The 25,287-nt window shown below is 32.3% G+C and carries 38 protein-coding genes; 37 read left to right on the top strand and 1 reads right to left on the bottom strand.

Annotation, left to right across the window (positions count from 1 at the left end; all coding sequences use genetic code 11):
• The first annotated feature begins 14 nt into the window (after positions 1–14).
• The 32 genes from rplP to cwlD all read left to right on the top strand — a co-directional run bounded on the left by rplP (position 15) and on the right by cwlD (position 18,452).
• Positions 15–458, top strand: a complete 444-nt coding sequence (gene rplP, locus C1715_RS02875) for a 50S ribosomal protein L16 (RefSeq protein ID WP_035292528.1) — start codon at positions 15–17, stop codon at positions 456–458.
• A complete protein-coding gene (gene rpmC, locus C1715_RS02870; protein WP_102399160.1) occupies positions 448–660 on the top strand; it encodes a 50S ribosomal protein L29 in 213 nt (70 codons plus the stop codon). The genes rplP and rpmC overlap by 11 nt, the downstream gene beginning before the upstream one ends.
• A gap of 24 nt (positions 661–684) precedes the next feature.
• Positions 685–939: a 30S ribosomal protein S17 gene (rpsQ, locus tag C1715_RS02865; protein ID WP_035292523.1), complete on the top strand. Its 255-nt coding sequence runs from the start codon at positions 685–687 to the stop codon at positions 937–939.
• 26 nt (positions 940–965) lie between these two features.
• The gene (gene rplN, locus C1715_RS02860; RefSeq protein ID WP_102399159.1) at positions 966–1,334 is read left to right on the top strand and encodes a 50S ribosomal protein L14; all 369 of its coding nucleotides are present in this window, start codon (positions 966–968) and stop codon (positions 1,332–1,334) included.
• A gap of 18 nt (positions 1,335–1,352) precedes the next feature.
• A complete protein-coding gene (gene rplX / locus C1715_RS02855) occupies positions 1,353–1,667 on the top strand; it encodes a 50S ribosomal protein L24 (protein WP_102399158.1) in 315 nt (104 codons plus the stop codon).
• 22 nt (positions 1,668–1,689) lie between these two features.
• On the top strand, positions 1,690–2,232 hold the full coding sequence (rplE, locus tag C1715_RS02850) for a 50S ribosomal protein L5 (RefSeq protein ID WP_102399157.1): 543 nt from the start codon (positions 1,690–1,692) through the stop codon (positions 2,230–2,232).
• Between the two features lie 14 nt (positions 2,233–2,246).
• Positions 2,247–2,432, top strand: coding sequence for a type Z 30S ribosomal protein S14 (locus C1715_RS02845; RefSeq protein ID WP_035292517.1), 186 nt, complete (start codon positions 2,247–2,249; stop codon positions 2,430–2,432).
• A 32-nt stretch (positions 2,433–2,464) separates the two neighbouring features.
• Positions 2,465–2,863 (top strand): 30S ribosomal protein S8, encoded by a 399-nt coding sequence (gene rpsH / locus C1715_RS02840; protein WP_102399156.1) that lies wholly within the window; start codon positions 2,465–2,467, stop codon positions 2,861–2,863.
• Positions 2,864–2,886: 23 nt separating this feature from the next.
• Complete coding sequence (gene rplF, locus C1715_RS02835; RefSeq protein ID WP_102399155.1) at positions 2,887–3,426, top strand: 50S ribosomal protein L6; 540 nt, start codon at positions 2,887–2,889, stop codon at positions 3,424–3,426.
• A gap of 29 nt (positions 3,427–3,455) precedes the next feature.
• A complete protein-coding gene (gene rplR / locus C1715_RS02830) occupies positions 3,456–3,818 on the top strand; it encodes a 50S ribosomal protein L18 (protein WP_102399154.1) in 363 nt (120 codons plus the stop codon).
• A gap of 17 nt (positions 3,819–3,835) precedes the next feature.
• Entirely contained in the window at positions 3,836–4,333 is a 498-nt protein-coding gene (gene rpsE, locus C1715_RS02825) for a 30S ribosomal protein S5 (protein WP_102399153.1), read from the top strand.
• 11 nt (positions 4,334–4,344) lie between these two features.
• Positions 4,345–4,524: a 50S ribosomal protein L30 gene (rpmD, locus tag C1715_RS02820; protein ID WP_035292507.1), complete on the top strand. Its 180-nt coding sequence runs from the start codon at positions 4,345–4,347 to the stop codon at positions 4,522–4,524.
• A gap of 17 nt (positions 4,525–4,541) precedes the next feature.
• On the top strand, positions 4,542–4,982 hold the full coding sequence (gene rplO, locus C1715_RS02815) for a 50S ribosomal protein L15 (protein ID WP_102399152.1): 441 nt from the start codon (positions 4,542–4,544) through the stop codon (positions 4,980–4,982).
• Positions 4,983–6,257 carry a preprotein translocase subunit SecY gene (gene secY, locus C1715_RS02810; RefSeq protein ID WP_102399151.1) on the top strand — a complete coding sequence of 425 codons (1,275 nt, stop codon included), beginning with the start codon at positions 4,983–4,985 and terminating at the stop codon, positions 6,255–6,257.
• Between the two features lie 30 nt (positions 6,258–6,287).
• Complete coding sequence (locus C1715_RS02805; protein WP_102399150.1) at positions 6,288–6,935, top strand: adenylate kinase; 648 nt, start codon at positions 6,288–6,290, stop codon at positions 6,933–6,935.
• Positions 6,936–6,939: 4 nt separating this feature from the next.
• Positions 6,940–7,686 carry a type I methionyl aminopeptidase gene (gene map, locus C1715_RS02800; RefSeq protein WP_102399149.1) on the top strand — a complete coding sequence of 249 codons (747 nt, stop codon included), beginning with the start codon at positions 6,940–6,942 and terminating at the stop codon, positions 7,684–7,686.
• A 14-nt stretch (positions 7,687–7,700) separates the two neighbouring features.
• Complete coding sequence (locus tag C1715_RS02795) at positions 7,701–7,982, top strand: KOW domain-containing RNA-binding protein (protein ID WP_102399148.1); 282 nt, start codon at positions 7,701–7,703, stop codon at positions 7,980–7,982.
• Between the two features lie 7 nt (positions 7,983–7,989).
• A complete protein-coding gene (gene infA / locus C1715_RS02790) occupies positions 7,990–8,208 on the top strand; it encodes a translation initiation factor IF-1 (RefSeq protein WP_035292496.1) in 219 nt (72 codons plus the stop codon).
• A gap of 16 nt (positions 8,209–8,224) precedes the next feature.
• On the top strand, positions 8,225–8,338 hold the full coding sequence (rpmJ, locus tag C1715_RS02785) for a 50S ribosomal protein L36 (protein ID WP_003373491.1): 114 nt from the start codon (positions 8,225–8,227) through the stop codon (positions 8,336–8,338).
• A 77-nt stretch (positions 8,339–8,415) separates the two neighbouring features.
• Positions 8,416–8,784, top strand: coding sequence for a 30S ribosomal protein S13 (gene rpsM, locus C1715_RS02780; protein WP_102399147.1), 369 nt, complete (start codon positions 8,416–8,418; stop codon positions 8,782–8,784).
• 22 nt (positions 8,785–8,806) lie between these two features.
• On the top strand, positions 8,807–9,202 hold the full coding sequence (gene rpsK, locus C1715_RS02775) for a 30S ribosomal protein S11 (protein WP_035292493.1): 396 nt from the start codon (positions 8,807–8,809) through the stop codon (positions 9,200–9,202).
• A gap of 29 nt (positions 9,203–9,231) precedes the next feature.
• Positions 9,232–9,852, top strand: coding sequence for a 30S ribosomal protein S4 (gene rpsD, locus C1715_RS02770; protein ID WP_102399146.1), 621 nt, complete (start codon positions 9,232–9,234; stop codon positions 9,850–9,852).
• Between the two features lie 75 nt (positions 9,853–9,927).
• Complete coding sequence (locus tag C1715_RS02765) at positions 9,928–10,875, top strand: DNA-directed RNA polymerase subunit alpha (protein WP_102399145.1); 948 nt, start codon at positions 9,928–9,930, stop codon at positions 10,873–10,875.
• Between the two features lie 12 nt (positions 10,876–10,887).
• Positions 10,888–11,229, top strand: coding sequence for a 50S ribosomal protein L17 (gene rplQ, locus C1715_RS02760; RefSeq protein ID WP_102399144.1), 342 nt, complete (start codon positions 10,888–10,890; stop codon positions 11,227–11,229).
• Between the two features lie 109 nt (positions 11,230–11,338).
• Complete coding sequence (locus C1715_RS02755; protein WP_102399143.1) at positions 11,339–12,187, top strand: energy-coupling factor transporter ATPase; 849 nt, start codon at positions 11,339–11,341, stop codon at positions 12,185–12,187.
• Positions 12,172–13,035, top strand: a complete 864-nt coding sequence (locus C1715_RS02750) for an energy-coupling factor transporter ATPase (RefSeq protein WP_102399142.1) — start codon at positions 12,172–12,174, stop codon at positions 13,033–13,035. Before C1715_RS02755 ends, C1715_RS02750 begins: the two co-directional genes overlap by 16 nt.
• On the top strand, positions 13,028–13,831 hold the full coding sequence (locus C1715_RS02745; RefSeq protein ID WP_102399141.1) for an energy-coupling factor transporter transmembrane component T family protein: 804 nt from the start codon (positions 13,028–13,030) through the stop codon (positions 13,829–13,831). Before C1715_RS02750 ends, C1715_RS02745 begins: the two co-directional genes overlap by 8 nt.
• Complete coding sequence (truA, locus tag C1715_RS02740) at positions 13,831–14,565, top strand: tRNA pseudouridine(38-40) synthase TruA (protein WP_102399140.1); 735 nt, start codon at positions 13,831–13,833, stop codon at positions 14,563–14,565. Before C1715_RS02745 ends, truA begins: the two co-directional genes overlap by 1 nt.
• A gap of 148 nt (positions 14,566–14,713) precedes the next feature.
• Positions 14,714–15,148, top strand: coding sequence for a 50S ribosomal protein L13 (gene rplM, locus C1715_RS02735; RefSeq protein WP_102399139.1), 435 nt, complete (start codon positions 14,714–14,716; stop codon positions 15,146–15,148).
• A gap of 24 nt (positions 15,149–15,172) precedes the next feature.
• Positions 15,173–15,565 (top strand): 30S ribosomal protein S9, encoded by a 393-nt coding sequence (rpsI, locus tag C1715_RS02730; protein WP_102399138.1) that lies wholly within the window; start codon positions 15,173–15,175, stop codon positions 15,563–15,565.
• Positions 15,566–16,009: 444 nt separating this feature from the next.
• Positions 16,010–17,632 carry a Na/Pi cotransporter family protein gene (locus C1715_RS02725; protein ID WP_102399137.1) on the top strand — a complete coding sequence of 541 codons (1,623 nt, stop codon included), beginning with the start codon at positions 16,010–16,012 and terminating at the stop codon, positions 17,630–17,632.
• Positions 17,633–17,747: 115 nt separating this feature from the next.
• Positions 17,748–18,452: an N-acetylmuramoyl-L-alanine amidase CwlD gene (cwlD, locus tag C1715_RS02720; RefSeq protein WP_242971879.1), complete on the top strand. Its 705-nt coding sequence runs from the start codon at positions 17,748–17,750 to the stop codon at positions 18,450–18,452.
• A 125-nt stretch (positions 18,453–18,577) separates the two neighbouring features.
• On the opposite strand, the gene C1715_RS02715 is transcribed toward cwlD, so the two are convergent.
• The gene (locus tag C1715_RS02715) at positions 18,578–19,348 is read right to left on the bottom strand and encodes a DUF3048 C-terminal domain-containing protein (RefSeq protein ID WP_102399136.1); all 771 of its coding nucleotides are present in this window, start codon (positions 19,346–19,348) and stop codon (positions 18,578–18,580) included.
• 229 nt (positions 19,349–19,577) lie between these two features.
• On the opposite strand from C1715_RS02715, the gene C1715_RS02710 reads away from it, so the two are divergent.
• The 5 genes from C1715_RS02710 (at position 19,578) to C1715_RS02690 (ending at position 25,264) form a co-directional block, all read left to right on the top strand.
• On the top strand, positions 19,578–20,501 hold the full coding sequence (locus tag C1715_RS02710) for a GntR family transcriptional regulator (protein WP_242971875.1): 924 nt from the start codon (positions 19,578–19,580) through the stop codon (positions 20,499–20,501).
• Between the two features lie 23 nt (positions 20,502–20,524).
• Positions 20,525–20,938, top strand: a complete 414-nt coding sequence (gene glmS / locus C1715_RS02705; protein WP_102399134.1) for a methylaspartate mutase subunit S — start codon at positions 20,525–20,527, stop codon at positions 20,936–20,938.
• 49 nt (positions 20,939–20,987) lie between these two features.
• Positions 20,988–22,382, top strand: coding sequence for a methylaspartate mutase accessory protein GlmL (glmL, locus tag C1715_RS02700; protein WP_102399133.1), 1,395 nt, complete (start codon positions 20,988–20,990; stop codon positions 22,380–22,382).
• A gap of 18 nt (positions 22,383–22,400) precedes the next feature.
• On the top strand, positions 22,401–23,855 hold the full coding sequence (locus C1715_RS02695) for a methylaspartate mutase subunit E (RefSeq protein ID WP_102399132.1): 1,455 nt from the start codon (positions 22,401–22,403) through the stop codon (positions 23,853–23,855).
• 167 nt (positions 23,856–24,022) lie between these two features.
• Positions 24,023–25,264, top strand: coding sequence for a methylaspartate ammonia-lyase (locus tag C1715_RS02690; protein WP_102399131.1), 1,242 nt, complete (start codon positions 24,023–24,025; stop codon positions 25,262–25,264).
• Positions 25,265–25,287 lie beyond the last annotated feature (23 nt).

The following is a 25,287-nucleotide window of genomic DNA, read 5'->3' as shown; positions in this document are numbered from 1 at the left end:
AGGAGGAATAAGTTATGTTAATGCCTAAAAAAGTTAAACACCGTAAGGTACAACGCGGTAGAATGAAAGGTAAGGCAACAAGAGGTAATTTCATAGCATATGGTGATTTCGGTATACAAGCAACTGAATGTGGTTGGATAACAAACAATCAAATAGAAGCTGCCAGAATAGCAATAAATAGATACGTTAAAAGAGGCGGAAAAGTTTGGATTAAAATATTCCCAGATAAGCCTGTAACAGAAAAACCAGCAGAAACTCGTATGGGTTCAGGTAAAGGTTCACCAGAACATTGGGTAGCAGTAGTAAAACCAGGTAGAGTGCTATTTGAAATATCTGGAGTTCCAGAAGAAGTAGCAAGAGAAGCTATGAGACTTGCTTCACATAAGTTACCAGTGAAGAGCAAGTTTGTTACAAGAAGAGATTTTGAAGAAATGGGTGGTGAAGTAAATGAAGGCTAAGGAATTACAAGAGCTAAGACAAAGTACTCCTCAAGAGTTAAATGCCAAAGTTGGGGACTTAAAGGCTGAGTTATTCAACTTGAGATTCCAATTAGCTACTGGGCAGTTAGAAAATCCAATGAGAATAAGACAAGTCAAAAAGTCAATAGCCCAAATCAAGACCATCCTTAGAGAAGAAGAGTTAAAGGCTGTAAGACAGTAAACTGTGAAGGGAGGTTTAGCCTAAATGGAAAGAGGAAACAGAAAGACTAGAATAGGAAGAGTCGTATCTGATAAAATGGATAAGACTATTGTAGTTGCTGTAGAAACAAAGGTGCGTCATCCACTATATGGAAAAACAATAAACAGAACTACTAAATTTAAAGCTCATGATGAAAATAACGAAGCTAATATAAATGATAGAGTAGAAATAATGGAGACTAGACCATTATCTAAAGACAAGAGATGGAGATTAGTTCAAATAGTTGAAAAAGCTAAATAGTGTATTAACGAAAGGAGGTACTTACTATGATACAACAGCAAACATTATTAAAGGTAGCTGATAACACTGGAGCAAAAGAAATAATGTGTATCAGAGTATTAGGTGGATCTAAGAGAAAATGGGGAAACATCGGTGATATAATAGTTGCTAGCGTTAAAAGTGCAACACCAGGCGGTGTTGTTAAAAAAGGTGACGTTATTAAAGCCGTTATAGTTAGATCTAGAAAAGGTGTAAGAAGAGCCGATGGAACATATATAAAATTTGATGAAAATGCAGCAGTTATAATAAAAGATGATAAGATGCCAAAAGGTACTCGTATATTTGGACCAGTAGCAAGGGAGCTAAGAGATAAAGAATTTAATAAAATATTATCACTAGCACCAGAAGTTCTATAATTAAGGAGGTGGCTACGGATGAAGGTACACGTTAGAAGAAATGACACAGTAATGGTTATTTCAGGTAAAGACAAGGGAAAAACAGGCGAAGTTATAAAAGTTTATCCTAAAACTGGAAAAGTTTTAGTTAAGGGCGTTAATATAGTTACAAAACATCAAAAGCCAAACAGACAAAATATGCAAGGTGGAATAATACAACAAGAAGCTCCAATATATAGTTCAAAAGTAATGCTATATTGCACAAAATGTAATACTGTTACAAGAATAAGCAAAAAAGTATTAGAAGATGGAACTAAGGTTAGAATATGCAAAAAGTGTGGAGAAACATTCTAGAATTCGAAAGGAGGTCTAATTAATGAATCCAAGACTACAAGAAAAATATATAAAAGAAGTAGTTCCAGCATTAATGGAAAAGTTCGGATATAAAAATGTAATGGAAGTACCAAGATTAGAAAAAATAATAATAAACATGGGAATCGGAGAAGCAAAAGATAATCCAAAGGTTTTGGAAGCTGCAGTTGGTGATTTAAAACTTATATCAGGACAACAGCCAATAATTACAAAAGCTAGAAACTCAGTTGCTAACTTTAAAATAAGACAAAACATGCCTATAGGATGTAAAGTTACATTAAGAAAAAACAAAATGTATGAGTTTGCTGATAAGCTAATAAATGTAGCGTTACCAAGAGTTAGAGACTTTAGAGGAGTTTCATCAAAGTCATTTGACGGAAGAGGAAACTACGCTCTTGGAATAAAGGAGCAATTAATATTCCCAGAAGTTGAATATGATAAGATAGATAAAGTTAGAGGAATGGATGTAGTATTCGTTACTGATGCAAAAACTGACGAAGAAGCTAGAGAATTATTAAGATTCTTAGGAATGCCATTTGCTCAATAAAGGAGGGAAAACTAGTGGCACGTAAAGCGATGATTGAAAAGTGGAAAAAAGAACCAAAATTTTCATCTAGAGCGTATACAAGATGTAGAATATGTGGTAGACCACATGCTGTACTAAAAAAATATGGAATCTGCCGTATTTGTTTTAGAGAATTAGCATATAAAGGACAAATCCCTGGCTGTAAGAAAGCAAGCTGGTAATATAAAACTGTTCACGAAAGGAGGCAAAATAAATGATAATGACAGATCCTATCGCAGATTTGCTAACACGTATAAGAAATGCAAATATAGTTAAACATGAAGTTGTTGAAATACCTTCATCAAATATAAAGAAAGCTATAGTTAATATATTGCTTCAAGAAGGTTATATAAAAAATGTTGAGGAATACACTGACGGTTCTGTTCCAATGTTAAGATTAACAATGAAATATGGACCAAGTAAGGAAAGAGTTATAACTGGTTTGAAAAGAATATCAAAACCAGGTTTAAGAGTATATTGCAGACACGAAGAAATACCAAGAGTTCTAAATGGTTTAGGAACCGCTATAATATCTACTTCAAAAGGAATTGTAACTGATAAAGAAGCTAGAAATTTAGCAGTAGGTGGAGAAGTAATTTGCTACATATGGTAGTGTAATGAAGAGGAGGTGCGATTATGTCAAGAATAGGAAAACTTCCAGTAGCTATTCCAAATGGTGTAACTGTTAATGTAACACCAGACAACGTTGTTACTGTTAAAGGTCCAAAAGGTGAATTAACAAGAAAGATGCATGCTGATATGCTAATTAATATAGAAGATAATTCTGTTATTGTGAAAAGACCAAGTGAACAAAAGGAGCATAGAGCCCTTCATGGATTGACAAGAGCTCTAATAAACAACATGGTTACTGGTGTAACAGAAGGATATCAAAAAACATTAGAATTAATAGGTGTTGGTTACAGAGCACAAGTTAAAGGAAAAGGACTAGTTCTTAACCTTGGATTCTCACATCCAGTTGAAATAGATGCTATTGATGGAATTCAATTTGAAGTTCCAGAAACAACAAAAATAGTTGTAAAGGGCATAGATAAAGAATTAGTAGGAGAAGTTGCTGCGGTAATAAGATCTCATAGAAAACCAGAGCCTTACAAAGGAAAAGGAATAAAATACCAAGGCGAAGTAATCAGACGTAAAGAAGGTAAAACTGGTAAATAGTAAATAATATCTAGAAAGGAGTGAAACGAATGTTTAAGAAAATTGACAAAAAAGCAGTAAGAAAAAGAAGTCATCTTAGAGTTCGTAAAAAAGTTTTTGGTACTCCAGAAATACCAAGACTATGTGTATATAGAAGTGAAAAGAACATATATGCTCAAATAGTGGATGATATCAATGCAACAACGTTAGTAGCTGCTTCAAGTTTAGAAAAAGATTTCCAAGTTAAAAATGGCGGAAATAAAGAAGCTGCAAAAACAGTTGGTGAAATGATAGCTAAGAAAGCTTTAGAAAAAGGAATAAAAAATGTAGTATTTGATAGAGGCGGATATATATACCACGGAAGAGTTAAAGAACTTGCTGAAGGTGCGAGAGAGGCAGGATTAGAATTCTAAGAGAAGGAGGGAAAGTAATGAGAATAGAGCCTGGCAAATTAAACTTAAAGGAAAAAGTTGTATTCATAAATAGAGTTGCTAAGGTTGTTAAAGGCGGTAGACACTTTAGATTCAGCGCTTTAGTTGTAGTTGGAGACGAAAATGGTCATGTTGGCGTTGGAATGGGAAAATCTATTGAAATACCTGAGGCAATAAGAAAAGGCATCGAAGATGCTAAAAAGAATTTAGTAGAAGTACAAATGGTAGGAACAACTATTCCACACGAAATATATGGTGAATTTGGAAGAGGAAATGTTCTTTTAATGCCAGCTTCAGAAGGTACAGGAGTTATAGCTGGTGGACCTGTTAGGGCGGTACTTGAGCTTGCAGGAATTAAAGATGTTAGAGCTAAATCATTAGGATCTAACAACCCAAAAAATATGGTTAATGCTACACTAAATGGATTAGCAAATTTAAAAACTGTTGAGCAAGTTGCTAAGCTTAGAGGCAAAACCGTAGAAGAGATTTTAGGTTAGGAGGGATAACCTTGGCTAAGCTTAAGATTACATTAAATAGAAGTCTTATAGGAAGAAAAAAAGATCATATAGCTACAGTAGATGCTTTAGGTTTAAGAAAAATAGGAAAAACTGTAGAACATGAAGACACTCCTCAAATAAGAGGTATGATAAAAAAAGTTGAATACTTATTAAAAGTTGAAGAAGTATAATATAAGGAGGTGTGAAAATGAAACTTCATGAATTAAAACCGGCAGCAGGTTCAACAAAAACACCTAAAAGAGTTGGAAGAGGATATGGTTCAGGTCTAGGTAAGACATCTGGAAAAGGTCAAGACGGACAAAAGAGTAGATCTGGTGGCGGCGTAAGACTTGGTTTTGAAGGTGGTCAAATGCCACTATACAGAAGACTTCCAAAGAGAGGTTTTACAAATATATTTGCAAAGAAATTTGCTGTTATTAATTTAGATAGATTAAATGAATTTGAAGATGGTACTGAAGTTACTCCAGAAGTTTTATTAGAAAAAGGAATAGTTAAAAAATTATATGATGGAGTAAAAGTATTAGGAAGCGGAAATATAGAAAAGAAGCTAAATGTTAAGGCTACAAAATTTTCAAAATCTGCGGTAGAAAAAATTGAAGCAGTTGGAGGAAAAGTTGAGGTGATATAGGTGCTATCAACCCTACGTAATGCCTGGAAGGTAAAAGAGTTGAAACAAAGGATGATATTTACTTTACTAATGATAGCAATTTTCAGGATGGGAAACTTTATTCCTGTTCCTGGAATTGATACTAGTAAGTTGACTACTTTGGCGAAGTCTGGAACGTTATTTGGCTTTTATGATCTACTATCTGGAGGTGCATTTAGTAGATTTAGTATTTTTGCAATGGGGGTAACTCCATACATTAATGCATCAATCATAATGCAGCTATTGACATTTGCGGTACCTTCATTAGAATCTCTTTCTAAGGAAGGTGAAGAAGGTAGAAAAAAGATACAAAATTATACAAAAGTATTCAGTATTGTATTAGGTTTTCTTCAAGCTTTCGGTACGTACGCAATAATAACAGGATATGGTGCGTTAAAACCAATGTCAGCCTTTAATATATTTGTTATAATGTTAACTTTAACTGCAGCTTCTACTTTTTTAATGTGGTTAGGTGAGCAGATCACAGTTAAGGGTTTGGGAAACGGTGTTTCAATATTAATTTTTGTTAACATCATATCAAGGTTACCACAGACCGTGTTTAAACTTTCAGAATTAGAAAGTACTGGTTCAGTAAATATGGTACAAATAATAGTATTTGTAGTAGTAGCATTACTACTTTTAGTAGGTGTTGTTATTACCAATAAGGGAGAAAGAAGAGTTCCTGTACAATATGCTGGAAAGACTACTGGAAGAAAAATGATGAAGGGTGGTTCATCCCATATTCCTATAAGCATGAGTTCTTCAGGGGTAATTGCAATAATATTTGCAATGTCAGTTATGCAGTTTCCAGCAACGATAGCTCAGTTTATACCAAATTCTAAATTCGCAAAAATTATACATGGCCCATACAGTTTATTTAAGCCAAACTCTTGGCAATATGCTGCAATGTATGCCATACTAATAATATTCTTTAGTTGGTTTTATACTGAAATTACTTTTAAACCAGATGAAATGGCAGAGAATATGCATAAATCATCAGGATTTATACCAGGAATTAGACCAGGTAAACCAACACAGGAATTTTTAGAAAAGGTACTATTAAGGGTATCAATAATTGGAGGTGTTTTTGCCTCTATAATAGCTGTATTACCTATAATAATTGATGGATATACAAGTTTTAAAGGAATATCTTTTGGTGGAACTGCTTTATTAATCGAAGTAGGCGTTGCACTAGATACTATGAGACAACTTGAGTCTCAACTAGTAATGCGTCATTATAAAGGATTCTTAAAATAGGTATATAACTTAATATGGAGATGATTTTTAGTGAAGATTATTTTATTAGGTCCTCCTGGAGCTGGTAAGGGAACACAGGCTAAGTCAATAAGTCAGAAGTATTCCATACCACATATATCAACAGGAGATATTTTCAGAAAAAATATTTCTGAAAAAACACCTTTAGGTGTTAAGGCTAAAGAATATATGGATAAAGGTTTGCTAGTACCTGACGAGTTAACTATAGATTTAGTTAAAGATAGATTATCACAAGAGGATTGTAAAAACGGATTTCTTCTTGATGGTTTTCCAAGGACAGTTAAACAAGCAGAAGCCTTAGATGAATTCATTAATGGTAAAGGTGAAAAAATAGACACTGCATTGTTAATTGAAGTGCCACGAGAACTTATTTTAGAAAGAATGACTGGTAGAAGAGTTTGTCCATCATGCGGAGCAAGTTATCACATTAAGTTCAACCCTCCTAAAAATGAAGGTAAATGTGGTATTTGTGGAGCAGATTTAATACAGAGAAAAGATGACAATGAAGAGACTGTAAAAGACAGATTAGATGTATATGATAAGCAAACTCAACCATTGATAGCATATTATAAATCCCAAAACGTATTGTCCGTTGTTGATGGTACTTTAGCCATAGATAAAGTATTCGAAGACATATGTTCAGTATTGGGAGAGCGATAAGTAAATGATTATAATTAAAAACAATTCAGAAATTGAATATATGAGACGGGCAGGTAAAGTTGTAGGAGATACACTTGCAATGCTTGAAGACGTAGTAAAACCTGGAATAACTACTAAAGAATTGGATAGAATAGCAGAAGACTATATGAATAAGCAAGGAGCTAAACCATCTTTTAAGGGTTATTACGGTTTTCCAGCCTCATTATGTACTTCTATTAATGAAGAAGTAGTTCATGGTATTCCTTCTGATAGAGTTCTTCAGGAGGGAGACATAATAAGTGTGGATTGTGGTGCTATTTTAAATAATTATCATGGTGATGCAGCTAGAACATTTGCTGTAGGAAATATCTCAGACGATGCCAAGAAATTAATACAGGTAACTAGGGAATGCTTTTTCAAAGGAGTGGAATATGCAAAGGTTGGGAATAGATTAACAGATATATCCCATTCTATTCAGTTATATGCAGAAAGCTTTGGATATTCTGTTGTTAGAGAATATGTAGGTCATGGTATAGGTCGTGAAATGCATGAAGATCCTGAAGTTCCTAATTATGGACGGGAAGGAAGAGGACCAAAACTTACACATGGCATGATGTTAGCCATAGAACCTATGATAAACTTAGGTGAATATCATGTGGTGACTAAGCCAAATGGCTGGACAGTAGTAACTGTAGATGGAAAACTATCTGCCCATTATGAAAATACAGTTGCTATTTTAGATGAAGGTCCTGAAATATTAACATTAAGTTAATAGAGGTGAAAAATTTGGATAGTAAAAGTTTTATTGGTCGAGTGGTTATTTCCAAAGCCGGTAGAGATGCAGATAGAAAGTTTATAATAGTTGATGTAATAAATCATCAATATGTAAACATATGTGATGGAGATTTGAGAAAAATCGAAAGTCCTAAAAAAAAGAAAATAAAACATCTGAATTTAACGAACACTTTTGCAGAAGAGATAACTCAGTTATTAGCAAATGGTGATAAGGTTAGTAATTCAAAAATAAAGAAGTTTCTACAGTCCATTGATGATAATGAGGAGGTTTGATTACCTTATGTCAAAACAAGATGTTATAGAAATGCAAGGTACAGTTTTAGAAGCTTTACCTAATGCTATGTTTGAAGTTGAACTTGAAAGTGGTCACAAAATATTGGCTCATATATCAGGTAAACTAAGAATGAATTTTATAAGAATATTGCCAGGTGATAAAGTTACAGTGGAGCTTTCTCCATACGATTTAACTCGTGGGAGAATTACTTGGAGGGCAAAGTAAGTAAGGAGGGTTAGTAATGAAAGTAAGACCATCTGTTAAACCAATTTGTGAAAAATGCAAGGTTATAAAGAGAAAAGGTAGAGTAATGGTTATTTGTGAAAATCCAAAACATAAGCAAAAACAAGGTTAGTAATAACTTTACAATAAATATATAATAGGTATTAACAAGTAATATAAAGTCATTAATCTTAGGAGGTGTAAAATTAGATGGCAAGAATAGCAGGAATTGACCTACCAAGAGATAAAAGAGTTGAAATAGGTCTAACATACATTTACGGAATAGGTCTTTCAACTTCACAAAAAATACTTGCATCAACAGGTGTAAATTCTGACACAAGAGTTAAGGATTTAAGTGAAGAAGAAGTAAATGCTTTAAGAGATTATATAAATAAGAATATAATTGTTGAAGGTGACTTAAGAAGAGAGGTAGCTTTAAACATTAAGAGATTAATGGAAATCGGAAGTTACAGAGGAATAAGACATAGAAAAGGTCTTCCAGTAAGAGGACAAAAAACTAAGACAAATGCTAGAACAAGAAAAGGCCCAAAAAAGGGAGCAGGTAGTAAGAGAAAATAATAAGTAAGGAGGGACAAAACGGATGGCAGCTCAAAAAGTTAAAAGAAGTAGAAGAAAAAAAGAAAGAAAAAACATTGAGCACGGTTGTGCACATATAAAATCAACTTTCAACAACTCAATTGTTACAATAACAGATGCAGTTGGAAATGCACTTTCATGGTCAAGTGCAGGTGGATTAGGATTTAGAGGATCAAGAAAGAGTACACCATTTGCAGCTCAAATGGCAGCAGAAACTGCAGCTAAAGTAGCAATGGAACACGGATTAAAGAGTATTGAAGTATACGTAAAAGGACCAGGTTCAGGAAGAGAAGCTGCAATAAGATCACTTCAAGCAGCTGGTTTAGAGATATCTTTAATAAAAGATGTTACTCCAATACCACATAACGGATGTAGACCACCAAAAAGAAGAAGAGTGTAATTATAGCAGTAATAGGAGGTGTAATTTAAATGGCAAGATATACTGGAGCTTCTTGCAAACTTTGCAGAAGAGAAGGAATGAAGTTATTCTTAAAATCAGATAAATGTTATACAGATAAGTGTCCATTCACTAAAAGAAGCTATGCGCCAGGACAGCATGGACAAAGTAGAAAGAAATTATCTAACTATGGAGTTCAATTAAGAGAGAAACAAAAGGCAAAGAGAATCTATGGTGTTTTAGAAAGCCAATTCAGAATTACATATGAAAAGGCTGAAAAAATGAGAGGAATCACTGGTGAAAACTTACTAGTAATCCTTGAAAGCAGATTAGACAACGTAGTATTTAGATTAGGTTTTGCTGGCTCAAGAAAAGAAGCTAGACTTTTAGTTACTCATGGACATTTCTTAGTTAATGGTAAGAAAGTAGATATTCCATCATACATAGTATCAGCAAATGATGTTATATCTGTACGTGAGAAGAGCAAAGGAACTGAGAAATTCAAAACTTTTGCTGAAAACCCAAAAACTTTACCAAAATGGTTAGAAGCTAATGCTGAAAAACTAGAAGGAAAAGTTGTTGCTATTCCATCAAGAGAAGATATTGATGTACCAGTAAATGAAACATTAATCGTTGAGTTATACAGCAAATAATAGGTTGTAAATGCGTGTAAAATCAGTTGCCCTCAATATAAGGTCGTTATTAAAAGAAAAAGGAGGGTTTATCTAGTGTTAGAGATAGAAAAGCCAAAAATAGAGTGCGTGGAAATTTCTGAAGATAATGTCTATGGTAAATTTGTTGTAGAGCCATTAGAAAGAGGTTATGGTATTACACTTGGCAATTCCTTTAGGAGAATACTTTTATCTTCCTTACCAGGAGTTGCTGCTACCTCAGTTAAAATCGATGAGGTTCTACATGAGTTTTCAACAGTAAAAGGAGTAAAGGAAGATGTTACAGAGCTAATCTTAAATATAAAAGGATTAGCTTTCAAGATGACAGGAGATGGACCAAAAACAGTTTATATTGATGCTAAAGGACCAGGTGTGGTTACTGGTGATGATATTATTACTGATGGTTCAGTAGAAGTAGTTAATAAGGATCTATATATTGCAACTTTAGATGAAAATGGAAGATTGCATATGGAGATTAATGTTGATAGGGGAAGAGGCTATGTGTCTCAAAATAAAAACAAATCATTAGATTTGCCTATAGCAACTATTCCTGTTGATTCAATATACACTCCTGTAAAGAGAGTTAATTACACTGTAGAAAATACAAGAGTAGGCCAAATCACTGACTATGATAAGTTGACTATAGAATTGTGGACTAATGGTACTATAAGACCAGAAGAAGCAATAAGTCTTTCAGCCAAAATACTTATAGAACATTTTAAATTATTTATGTCATTAACAGATCATGCTGATGACATGGAGATAATGGTTGAAAAAGAAGAAGATAAAAAAGAAAAAGTTCTTGAAATGACTATAGAAGAGCTTGATTTATCTGTAAGAAGTTATAACTGCTTGAAGAGAGCTGGTATAAATACAGTGCAAGAGCTAACTGAAAGAACCATGGATGATATGATGAAAGTTAGAAATCTAGGTAAGAAGTCATTAGAAGAAGTTCAGAAGAAATTAGACGATTTAGGCTTGAAGTTAAAACAGAGCGAAGAGTAAGGAGGTAAAGACATGGCAGGATATCGTAAGTTGGGACGTCCAACTGATCATAGAAGAGCAATGCTAAGAAACTTAGTTACTAGCTTTTTAAAGAATGAAAAAATAGAAACAACTGAAACAAGAGCTAAAGAAACTAAAAAACTAGCAGAAAAAATGATAACTCTAGCTAAAAGAGGAGATCTACATGCTAGAAGACAAGTAGCTGCTTTCGTACAAGAAAAAGAAGTAGTTGAAAAGTTATTCAGTGATATTGCACCAAAGTATACTGAAAGAAATGGTGGATACACAAGAATATACAAAGTAGGACCAAGAAGAGGAGACGCTGCAGAAGTAGTAATTCTAGAGCTAGTTTAATATAAAATAAGGGATTAAGTTTCTTAATGCTTAGTCCCTCTTTTGCTATATAAAGGAATAATTACATATATAAATAAGTAGATAAGCTCTAATGATAAGGAGTCATGAAATGGAAGCTAATATGATTGAATGTAAAAATTTAACTTTTGAGTATTCTGCAAGTAGTGATGAAAATATAAAAAAACTAGCTATAAATGGAGTGAATTTAAATATAGAAGAGGGCGAGTTCTTAGTTGTTTTAGGTCATAATGGTTCGGGAAAGTCCACATTAGCAAAACATATGAATGCCTTGTTATTACCTACTAGTGGCAAAGTGTATGTGAGTGGTATGGACACAGAAGACGAAAATTTTTTGTGGAAAATAAGAAATACAGCAGGAATGGTTTTTCAAAATCCAGACAATCAATTAGTAGCCACTATTGTGGAAGATGATGTGGCTTTTGGTCCAGAAAATATAGGAATAAAACCGGAAGAAATAAGAAGACGAGTAGAAGAGGCTTTAAAAAAAGTAGACATGTATGATTATAGAAATCATGCACCACATCTTTTATCTGGTGGTCAAAAGCAGAGAGTTGCTATAGCAGGTATATTAGCTATGAGTCCAAAGTGTATAATATTTGACGAACCCACTGCTATGTTAGATCCATCAGGAAGAAAAGAAGTCATAAATACAATAAAAGATATAAATAAGAATTATGGAATAACAATAGTATTAATAACGCATTATATGGAAGAAGCAGTAGAAGCAGATAGAGTAATTATAATGGATGAAGGAAAAGTAATAAAGGAAGGTACTCCAGTCCAAATTTTTAGTGATGTTTCTACCATGAAAAGAGTAGGACTTGATGTTCCGCAGGTAACAGAATTGGCTTATGAATTGAAAAAGAGTGGCATAAACATAGACACTAATATATTAACGATAAATGAGATGGTGAGTAGATTATGTCAATTAAAATAGAGAATTTAACACATATATATATGCCCAATAGCCCTTTTGAAAAGAAAGCTTTAGATGATGTCTCATTAGAAATAAACGATGGTGAATTTTTAGCCTTAATTGGTCATACAGGTTCAGGAAAGTCCACTTTGGTTCAACATATAAATGGACTATTAAAACCGTCTAGTGGAAAAATACTAGTAGATGATATAGATATAACAAGTAAGGATATTAAATTGAGTCTTATAAGAAAGAAAGTAGGACTTGTGTTTCAATATCCTGAATATCAGCTTTTTGAAGAAACTATTGAAAAGGATATTGCTTTTGGACCTAAGAATCTAAAGTTAGATGAAAAAGAAATAGAAATTAGAGTAAAAAGAGCTATGAAAATGGTAGGTTTAGAATATGAAATTTATAGAAATAAGTCGCCATTTGAATTAAGTGGTGGGCAAAAGAGAAGAGTAGCTATAGCAGGAGTTGTGGCTATGGAGCCTAAAGTGCTTATATTGGACGAACCAACAGCTGGATTAGATCCAAAAGGTAGAGAAGAAATTCTTAGTCAAATAATTGCTCTTCATAGGGAATATAAAATGACGATAATTTTAGTATCTCACAGTATGGAAGATGTAGCTAAGGTTGCAGAAAGAATTATTGTTATGCACAAAGGTAAAAATATTTTAGATGGAAAACCAAGTGAAGTTTTTAAAAATGTAGAAGTCCTAGAAAAAGTAGGATTAGCAGCTCCACAGGTGACCTATTTAATGCTAAAACTTAGAGAAAAGGGTATGGATGTATCAGATGAAGTCTTTACCATAGATCAGGCTAAAAGAGAAATTCTTAGAGTATTGAGAGGTGCTGAAAATGATTAAGGATATCAGTATTGGACAATACATACCTGGAGAATCTTTTGTGCACAAATTGGATCCAAGAGTAAAAATTTTAATATCTTTTATATTTATAATAGACTTATTTATAGTAAAGAATTTTAAAGGATATATATTCGTAGTGGCTTTTATATTAGGCGCTATAGTTATATCTAAAATCTCTTTTAACTATATATACAAAAGTATAAAACCAATTTTTATACTTTTATTGATCACTGCTATATTAAATGTATTCATGACCAGAGGTTCTGGAGAACCTTTATTTGCGTGGAAATTTATAAAGATTTATAGTGAAGGATTAAGGTTGGCTGCTTTTATGATAATAAGGTTAGTACTTTTAATAATAGGTACATCACTATTAACTTTAACTACTTCACCTATACAGCTTACAGATGGAATAGAAAAATTATTAAATCCTTTTAAAAAATTAGGTTTACCTGCTCATGAGTTAGCCATGATGATGACTATAGCTCTTAGATTTATACCTACACTTATAGATGAAACTGATAAAATAATGAAAGCTCAGAAGGCAAGAGGGGCTGATTTTGAATCAGGAGGAATAATTGATAAGGCAAAAAACCTTATACCACTTTTAGTACCTTTATTCATAAGTTCTTTTAGAAGAGCAGATGAACTTGCCATGGCAATGGAAGCTAGATGTTATAGAGGTGGAGAAGGAAGAACTAGAATGAAACAGCTAAAATTAACTTATAGAGATTCGGTGGCAGCTGTGGTGACGTGCGCTTTAGTCATTATATCTGTGTGGAGTAGATTTTGGTAATGAAAAATATTAGAATTAAGATAGAATATGATGGAACAAACTATTTTGGATGGCAAGTGCAAAAGGATAGAGTAACGGTGCAGGGAACTCTAGAAGAAGCCATAGCTTCTTTAACTAAAGAAAAAATAAAGTTGATAGGGTGTAGTAGAACAGATACAGGAGTCCATGCAAAAGAGTATGTGGCTAATTTCTTTACAAGTAGTACAGTGCCATCTGATAAGTTTAGGGAAGCATTGAATTCTAGGTTGCCTAAAGATATAGTTATATTAGAATCTAAAGAAGTTTCAGAGGATTTTCACGCTAGATATAATAGCAAAGGAAAGAAATATATTTATACTATTTATAATAGAAAACAACCCTGTGCAATCTATAGAAATTATATGTACAGTTTTTCTAGAGAATTGCAACTAGATAAAATGGAACATGCATGCAAATATATAATAGGAACTCATGACTTTACAGCTTTTAAAACAAAAGGCAGTTCAGTGAAAAGTTCTGTAAGAAATATAAATGAATTATATATTAATAAAAAAGAAAACATAATCAAAATAGCTGTTTCAGCAGATGGATTTCTATATAATATGGTTAGAATAATAGTAGGTACTTTATTAGATGTTGGAACAGGAAAAATAGAGCCGGAATATGTAAAAAAAATAATAGATAGTAAAGATAGAACAAAAGCAGGAAAAGTCGTACCAGCTTGTGGATTATGTCTTGAAGAAGTTTTTTATTAAAAATTATTTATAACACATATAAGTCGTTGACACGCCCGGGAGAATGTATTATAATATAAGAAGTTTGTATTGCATATAAGATCCACTAGCCCCGGATCTTCATGATAGAACGAAATACAACAAGAAGACTTTTTAGGGAGGGAAAATGATGAAATCATATATTGCAAAACCGCAAGAAGTTGAAAGAAAATGGTATGTAATAGATGTAGCAGGAAAGCCACTAGGTAGAGCTGCTAGCCAAATAGCATCAATATTAAGAGGAAAAAACAAACCTACATATACTCCTAATGTTGATACAGGAGATTATGTAATAGTTTTAAATTCTGACAAGATTCTTTTAACAGGAAAGAAACTTGAGCAAAAAATGTTAAGACACCACTCATTATATCCAGGTGGATTAAAGGAAATACCATACAAAGATGCAATAGCTAAAAAACCAGAATTTGTTTTTCAAGAAGCTGTTAGAAGAATGCTTCCAAGCGGTCCATTAGGTCGTCAAATGCTAGCTAAATTAAAAGTATACAGAGGTGAAGAGCACGATAATCAAGCTCAAAAACCAGAAGTATTAGAATTAAGATACTAATTGGAAGCGGAAGGAGGATATGAAATGGCTAAGGTTCAATATTTGGGAACAGGAAGAAGAAAAAAATCAATAGCAAGAGTTATACTTGTACCAGGAGAAGGTAAAGTAACTATAAATAAAAGAGATATGGACGATTACTTCGGATTAGATACTTTAAAAGTTATAGTAAACCAACCACTAGTATTAACAGGAACAAAAGAAAAATATGATGTATTAGTTAATGTACATGGTGGTGGATTTACAGGTCAAGCTGGAGCAATAAGACATGGTATATCAAGAGCTTTGGTAAAAGTTGATGAAAACTTAAAACCAGAACTTAAGAAAGCTGGATTCATAACAAGAGACCCAAGAATGAAAGAAAGAAAGAAATACGGTCTTAAAAAAGCAAGAAGATCTCCACAATTCTCAAAAAGATAGTATTTTATACGGATATATGGAAAGAGAGGTATGTACCTCTCTTTTTTTTTGTTGCAATAAGATACATGAAAAGAAATAGCAAGTCGAAGATGCTGGTATATTTTGTGTCAGACAAGGAAGCAGAACCCGCCGCTAGTAGGACTATCGGTGGGTTCTGCTGACGCAGTATGATGCAAAATAGACTAGCATACTGAATTGTTATTTATTTGAATGTGCCTAAATTATAAAAGTTAAAAAGACACTTATAATATATTAAAATTTTTAATATGTAGCCATATATTAAAAATTTATAATTTAAAATGTTTTATAGTTCAATGTTAAATCGATGTTAAATAATTAATAAAATTGTTACTAAATCGTAATTTTTGTAGTATTATTTAAAATGGTGTAAATATTTAATGACTTATTAATATAAAATTAATATTAAGTAAGTGGAGGTAGAGTATGAGTATTGTCAATATAATTATTGGACTCATGGGTGGACTTGGAATGTTTCTTTATGGCATGAAACTTATGGGTGATGGACTTGAAAATGCATCTGGAGAAAAGTTAAAAGTATTTTTCGAAAAAATAACTTCCAACCCAGTAAAGGGAATTATGACAGGAGCTTTGGTTACAGCTGTAATTCAAAGTAGTAGTGCAACTACGGTAATGGTAGTTGGATTTGTTAATGCTGGACTTATGAATTTATATCAAGCAGCAGCGGTAATAATGGGAGCTAACATAGGAACCACAATTACAGCACAAATAATAGCATTTAAACTAGATGCCATAGCACCTATTTTTATAGGAGTAGGAGCAGGAATTGTATTATTTTCTAAAGCTAAAAAGAGTAGAGAAATAGGAAATATTATATTAGGTTTTGGTATTTTATTTTCAGGAATGGAATTAATGAAAACAGCAATGGAACCAATTGCTGCATCACCGGCTTTTGTAAGTTTAATGGGAACATTAAAAGGAAATATATTCTTAGGTGTGCTTACAGGACTCTTAATGACTGCAGTAGTACAGAGTTCTTCAGCAACTACAGCTATACTTATTGCATTAGCATCCACAGGATCGGTACCACTAGAAGCAGCAGTACCAATACTATTTGGTAATAATATAGGTACATGTGTAACTGCTTTATTATCTAGTGTAGGAACTTCAAAGACAGCAAAAAAAGCAGCACTAATTCATTTATTTTTTAATTTAATAGGAACTTTGATATTCTTACCGTTTACTCATCCATTTGTAGGACTTGTAAAAAGTATAACACCTGTAGGAGGAGAAGTGGTTAAGAGGCAAATAGCCAACGCCCATACAGTATTTAATATTGCTAACACCATAATAATGTTGCCATTTATAAAATATCTTGTAGCATTAGTTAATAGAATAATTCCAGGTGAAGATGAAAAAGAACCTATGAAGCCTAAATACATAGATGATAGACTTTTAGAGACACCTGTTATAGCAGTTGGTCAAACCACAAAAGAATTAATAAGAATGGCGAATAAAGCTAAGGATAATTTACAGATATCTATGGATGCTTTTAAAAATAACGATGAAACTTTGGTTAAAAAAGTTTATAAAAATGAAAAATTAATAAATTTATTAGAGGATGAAATAACTGTTTTCTTAGTGAAATTGTCTAAAGAAGAGTTATCAGAAGAACAATTAGATATAGTAACATCTATGTTCCATATGGTAAATGATATAGAACGTATAGGAGATCATGCGGAAAATGTTGTAGATTTAGCCAGTGAAAAAATTCAAAAGGGAATTAAATTCTCAAAAGTTGCAGAAGCAGAATTACAGGGTATGTATAATGAAATCATAAATGCGCTAAATGGAAGTATAGAGAGTATAGAAAATAGAGACATAGAGACCGCTAAAAATGTATTGAGCATAGAAGAAAGAATAGACTCAATGGAAAAACAATTAAGAGCATCACATATAAAGAGACTTAATGAAGAGGTATGTAATGCTACTGGAGGAGCTATATTCTTAGATATAATAAGTAATTTTGAAAGAATAGGGGACCATTCTACTAATTTAGCACAAGCGGTTTTAAATATGTATAAGTAGAGATACTAGATGTTGAAAATAATTAATATAAAATACCTAACATATTTTATTATGCTAGGTATTTTTATTTTTGTTTTCTTATATAGATAATATGAGAGCTATAAAGGAGGCAAAAATAGTGAAAAATAATAAATTAATATCTACCATATGTGTTATATTGTTAGGTGCTTTTTTAATAGTGCTAACAAATATTCAATTTGGAAAAACACTTATAGTAAATAGAGATTTACAGAAAAAAATTGTATTAATTGATCCAGGACATGGAGGAATTGATGGAGGAGCTGTATCTAAAAATGGTACTGTAGAAAAACATATAAACTTAAACATATGTTTGCAATTAAAAGAGAAATTAGAGAAAAAAGGATATAAGGTTATAATGACAAGAGAAGAAGATAAAGGCTTATATTCAGAAAACAGTAGAAGTAAGAAAATGGAGGACTTAAATAAAAGATGTGAAATAAAAGAAAAGTGTAATTGTGATATGTTTATAAGTATTCATTTGAATAAATTTCCACAAAGTAAGTATTACGGGGCACAGGTATGGCATTCTAGGAATACTGAAAGTAAAGAATTGGCTGATATAGTACAAAAAAATTTAATAGAGGATTTGGATAAAGAAAATAAAAGACAACCTAAAGATGCAAAAGACATGTATAAGATATTAAGATGCAACGATACTATACCATCTGTAATAGTTGAATGTGGGTTTTTATCCAATGAAAGAGAAGAACAACTTTTAAAGGATGAAGGATATCAAGAGAAGATAGCTAAATCTATAGCAAAATCTGTGGATGAATATTTTAATTTTAAAAAGGAATGAATATATTTAAAGAAATTAAATAGAGAGTGAGTAGTTTTTGTTTACAATAAACTTCATAAAATTAGGTGTAAGTTATTTTAACTACACCTAATTTATTTAATTATTAGAAGTTTAATAAAAAAATTTTAGTTATAAACTACAGAAGAATTTTCATCTAATATAATCCACCAGGTGCTGCCACGAATTAATGAAATATCCTTTCCATTTTTATCTTGTATTTTTATAGGTGAATCTAAGTTTTTGTTCCATTCAATATCTATGGCTTTCCCACCAGAAAATAGAAGTCCATTTCCAGAGCCAATTGGAAATTCTTTGTTAGATTTTGAATTTACTATTTGAATTATTATGTTTGAAACATGAATAGGAGCATTGTAATAAGCATCAATATGCTCTTTAGAAGGATTATGATGATAATATTGACCTTCCTTATATAAAAAATTAGACGAAAAGAATTCATTAAAGTCTATAAATATATTGTTAGCTTTTTTGCTTTTTTTTAATTTTATATCTTGAGAATCTAAAAAATTAAATTTAGGTAAGTAAGAGATATCCATAAGTTTTTTTCCAGAAGAAGACTGAATTTTTTTAGGAATCTCATTTAAGTAAATACCTTTATAAATAAGTTTGTTTTGAGAATCAACGTACTGAAGTATAATATCTGCTTTGCTTAGTCCACCAGTATTGTCCGTCATTTCATTTAATTTATATACAACTTCTATGGCATTTTTAAATTCCTTATTATTTTTATTTCTTAATATTTCACCGGTATAGGGCGAAATATCTATATTTGGAATCTTATTGTAAATAATAAGCCTATAGGATATGAATATTATTAGGATACAGCATAAAGAAGATAGTATTAAAATAATATTATTTACTAAATTACTTTTTTTCATGCAATTTTCACTCCTTATATACTACTACATTAAAATAATAGTATTATTCTATTGTTTTTATGCAAATAAATTGAATTTATATAATAGTTAAAAAAAATGTTGATGTGTAAAATGACCTATGATATTATATTAATGGAATATGGATTAGTCCATTAATCCATGTTGAGAGGGAGGGATAGTTATAGAAATTAAGATAGATAAAAAAAGTGGAGTACCTCTTTACATACAGGTGAAAAATCAAATAATGGAATCCATAAAACATGGACTATTGAAGGTTGGGCATAAGATGCCTACTGAAAGAGAATTGGCTCAACAGCTGAATGTTAGTAGAAATACTGTAAGTTCTGCATACAATGACCTAGAGCAAGAAGGTGTTTTAAAATCCTATCAAGGCAAAGGGACTTTTGTGGCTGAAGAAGCTGTAACATGGAAAGATCAAAATATAAAAGACAGAATCATTAAATTCATAGATTTAGGTTTAGAGGAGTCCATGGAGATAGGAATGGATCCAGATAGTTTTTTAGAATTAGTAAAGCAGAGAGTAAAAGAGAAGAAAGAGCTTATGAGCAAATTAGCTGCCATTTATGTAGAATGTAATATTGAGCAAGCTAGAATGTTTAGTAAGCAGTTGACTAAAATTTCTGGTGTCCGAGTGGAGCCATTGACTATAAATGATTTAAAAGAAATGAACGAGAATACGAAGGAGAAAGTCGAACAAGCTCAAATAATTATAGCTACATTTAATCATGTAAATGAAGTTATTGAGCTGACTAGAGAAAAGAGAAAAGAAGTGCTTGGGGTTGCAATAAATCCTAATTTGGGCACTATAGTTAAAATAGCTAGATATCCTGAACACACAAAGTTTGGGTTTATATGTATATCAGAAGAGTTCATGTTTAAAGTAAAAGGGGCTTTAGACGGAGCAGGGTTAGGTAATATTAATATAACGTACTCTAACTCTAAAGATGAGGGAGAAATTAGGAAAATAATAGATAACAGTGAAGTGCTAATTGTATCACCAGGTAGACACAAAATGGTTAAAAGTTTAAATAAAGATGGAAAAGAAATGATTGAATTTTTGTATAACCTAGACAGCGACTCTGTAAAGGCTTTAAAGTCTAAAATTATAGAGTTGAAATATAAAGATATCTAATTTAAGGTGGGAGGCATTTATAAATGGAGAAGAAAACAGTTGTTATAGGTGTAATTGGTTCTGACTGCCATGCAGTAGGAAACAAAATAATAGATTACGCCTTGACAGAATCAGGCTTTAATGTTGTAAATATTGGAGTTTTATCACCACAAGAAGATTTTATCAATGCAGCAGTAGAAACTAGTGCTGACGCAATACTTGTTTCATCACTTTATGGTCATGGAGAAATAGACTGTAGAGGACTTAGAGAAAAATGTGATGAAGCTGGATTAAAGGACATAAAATTATATGTTGGTGGAAACATAGTTGTAGGAAAGCAAGATTGGAATGATGTAGAAAAAAGATTCAGAAATATGGGATTTAACAGAGTTTATGCACCTGGAACAGATATAGAAATAACTATAGAAGATATTAAGAAAGATTTTAATCTTAATTAAAAATATGCTAACTAGGCCAAATGATAATTAGTTGATTGGAGTGGTATCAGTGGATGCATATTTACTTATAGACTTTGGAAGTACCTATACTAAGTTGACAGCAGTGGACATTGAAAATGAAGAAATATTAGCCACAGCAAAAGATATTACTACTATTGAAGACGATATAATGATAGGATTCGACAAAGCTTATAGTAAACTAAATGACGCATTAAAAGGTAAAGAAGTTAACTTTGTTAATAAATTAGCTTGTTCTTCAGCAGCAGGCGGATTAAAGATGGTAGCTATTGGGTTAGTACCAGAGCTAACAGCAGAAGCAGCTAAAAGGGCAGCACTTGGAGCAGGTGCTAGGGTACTTAAAGTATATACTTACGAATTAACTTCTAGAGAAATAGAAGAGATAAGAAATTCTAAATTAGATATAATTCTTTTAGCAGGAGGAACAGATGGAGGCAATAAGGATTGTATAATTCACAATGCTAGAATGATAGCAAAAAGTGGATTAAAGCTTCCAATAGTAGTGGCAGGTAATAAAGTTGCTTATGATGAAATAGAAGAGGCGTTTAGTGGAACAGATATATATTACAGAATAACTGAAAACGTTATGCCTAAACTAAATGTTCTAAATGTGGAACCAGCTAGAGAAGAAATTAGAAAAATATTTATGGATAAAATAGTAGAAGCTAAAGGAATGAGTAATGCTGAAAATTACATAAGTGGTATATTGATGCCTACACCTGCGGCAGTGCTTAAAGCTGCTAGAGTTTTAAGTGAAGGCAGTGATGAAGAAGAAGGTGTAGGAGATTTAATAGTTGTAGATATAGGTGGAGCTACTACAGATATACATTCAATAGCTGAAGGAGCACCAACTAAATCTGGAGTAACTATGAAAGGTCTTGAAGAACCAGTTGCTAAGAGAACTGTTGAAGGAGATTTGGGAATGAGATATTCAGCAGTTTCACTTTGGGAGGCAGCAGGTACAAGGAAAATAAGAAACTACTTAAATGATAAAGATAGAAACATAGATGTAGAAGGCAACTGTAAAAAAAGATCTGAAGACATAAAAATGGTTCCGTGTACAGAAGAAGAAATAAAGTTTGATGAAGCCATGGGTAAAGTGGCAACAGAAATAGCTATGGAGAGGCATGCAGGCATAGTAGAGAGTGTTTATTCTCCTATGGGTGTTGTGTTTACTCAAACAGGAAAGGATTTAATGGAAGTTAAGTACATGATAGGAACTGGGGGAGTACTTATTCACAGTGAAAACCCAGGAGGAATATTAAAAGCAGGTACTTTTACCATGGAAAGTCCTCAATCTTTAAAGCCTAAAAATCCTAAGTTTTTAATTGATAAGACATACATATTATCATCTATGGGTCTTTTAGCACAAGAACTTCCAGATATGGCTGTAAGAATTATGAAAAAATATTTAGTAGAAGTTTAATATTCAGGGGGAATAAGAATGAATATAAAAAATAAAAAGTGGACTGAAGAAGAATTTTTCAAAATGAGAGAAGAGGTTTTAAGTCAATGGCCTACAGGTAAAGAAGTTGACCTTAAAGAAGCAGTTGACTACCTTAAGAAAGTTCCAGAGCATAAAAATTTCTCTTTTAAACTAAAAAAAGCTAAAGAAGAAGGCGTTACATTAGCTCAACCAAGAGCAGGAGTTGCTTTAATAAATGAACACATAGAATTATTAACACACCTACAAAATGAAGGTGGAGCTGATTTACTTCCATCAACTATAGATAGTTATACAAGACAAAATAGATATGATGAGTGTGAAATTGGTATACAAGAAAGTAGAAAAGCAGGAAGATCTCTACTTAATGGATTCCCAGGAGTAAACCATGGTGTGCATGGATGTAGAAAAATCTATGAGGCAGTAAATTTACCACTAGAAGCAAGACACGGTACACCAGATGCTAGATTGCTTTCAGAAATAATTCATGCAGGTGGATGGACTTCTAATGAAGGTGGTGGAATATCATATAATGTTCCTTATGCTAAAAATGTTCCACTAGACAGAACTATAAGAGACTGGCAATATTGTGACAGATTAGTTGGTTTTTATGCTGAGCAAGGAATAACTATAAATAGAGAGCCATTTGGACCTTTAACAGGAACTTTAGTACCACCAAGTACTTCAAACACAGTTGCTATAATAGAAGGATTATTAGCAGCAGAGCAGGGAGTTAAAAATATTACTGTTGGATATGGACAATGTGGTAACATAGTTCAAGACGTAGCTGCTATAAGAGCACTAGAATCACAAATGGAAGAATACTTAAGAGAATATGGATATCATGATGTATATGTAACTACAGTATTCCATCAATGGATGGGAGGATTCCCACAAGATGAAGCTAAAGCGTTTGGAGTTATATCTACAGGCTCAGCTACAGCAGCTCTTGCAGGAGCAACAAAGGTAATTGTTAAGACTCCACATGAAGCTATAGGAGTTCCAACTAAAGAAGCTAATGCTCAGGGTATAAGAGCCACTAAGATGACATTGAACTTACTAAGAGGTCAAAGACTTCCAATGTCAAAAGAATTACAAGAGGAAATAGCTCTTATAAAGGCTGAAACAAAATGTATGATGGATAAAACTTTTGAATTAGGTAATGGAGATTTAGCTATAGGAGCAGTTAAAGCTTTTGAAGCAGGAGTTATAGATATACCATTTGCTCCAAGCAAATATAATGCAGGAAAAATGATGCCAGCTAGAGACAATAATGGTGCTGTAAGATATTTGAATTTTGGAAATCTACCAGTAACTGAAGAAATAAGAGAAATAAATAGAAGAAAATTAGAAGAAAGAGCTAAATTTGAAGGAAGACCAGTAAGCTTTAAGATGACAGTAGACGATATATTCGCTGTAAGTAGGGGAGTACTTGTAGGAAGACCTCAAAAATAGTTTAAATAAATATTAAGTTAGATAATTTTAGTTTTATAAATAAATTAAATTTAATGTTCGAATTTAGAATTTATATAGTATATGTTAAGGAAAATAGTTTATAATGGAGTATTAAAAACAATTTATTATATACGTTTAAAACTTGAAAAGGGGACAGGTGAAAAACTATGAAAATTATTGATGTAATATGTTCTGAAGGAAAAACAGGATTTTATTTTGATGACCAAAGAGCTATAAAAAAAGGAGCTAAACATGATGGATTCACATATGTAGGTGAGCCAGTAACTGAAGGATTTAAATCTGTAAGACAAGCAGGAGAATCTATATCAGTAATGTTAGTACTTGAAGATGGTCAAGTGGCTTTTGGAGATTGTGCTGCAGTTCAATATTCAGGAGCAGGCGGAAGAGATCCATTATTCTTAGCTAAAGACTTTATTCCAGTTATAGAAAAAGAAATAGCTCCAAAGCTAATAGGAAGAGAATTAGATAGCTTCAAATCATTAGCAGAAGAATTTGATAAAATGCAAGTAAACGGAAAAAGATTACATACTGCTATAAGATATGGAATAACTCAAGCATTACTTGATGGTGTAGCAAAAGCTAAAAAAGTTACTATGGCAGAAGTTGTTAGAGATGAATACAACACAGGAGTTGACATAAAGAGAATTCCTATATTCACTCAATCAGGTGACGATAGATATGACAATGCAGACAAAATGATAATAAAAGGCGCTGAAGTAATGCCTCATGCTTTAATAAACAACGTAGAAGAAAAATTAGGAAAAGATGGATCAAAATTATTAGAATATGTTAAATGGTTAAGTGAAAGAGTACAAAAACTAAGAACTTGTGAATGTTATTCACCAGTATTCCACATAGATGTATATGGAACAATAGGAGTGGCTTTTGATTATGACACTGATAAAATGGCTAATTACCTAGAAAAATTAGGAGAAGCTGCAAAACCATTTAAATTAAGAATAGAAGGACCAATGGACGTAGAGGATAGACAAAAACAAATGGAAGCTTTAAGAGACTTAACAGCAGAAATAGACAAGAGAGGAATAAACGTAGAATTAGTTGCAGATGAATGGTGTAATACATATAACGACGTTAAATTCTTTGCTGATAACAAATCAGGACATATGCTTCAAATAAAAACTCCAGATTTAGGCGGAGTAAACAATGTTATAGAATCAATTCTATACTGTAAGAAAAATGGAATAGGAGCATACTGCGGAGGAACTTGTAACGAAACTAACAGATCATCAGAAGTTACAACTAATATAGCAATAGCTTGTGGAGCAGACCAATGTCTTGCAAAACCAGGTATGGGCGTTGATGAAGGATATATGATAGTTAACAATGAGATGAACAGAGTAGTAGCTCTTGTTAATAGAAGAAAATAATATAATCCATTAATACTTAAAAG

The sequence above is a fragment of the Haloimpatiens massiliensis genome (assembly GCF_900184255.1).
Lineage (GTDB): Bacteria > Bacillota > Clostridia > Clostridiales > Clostridiaceae > Haloimpatiens > Haloimpatiens massiliensis.
This window is presented reverse-complemented; position numbering and strand designations above follow the sequence as displayed.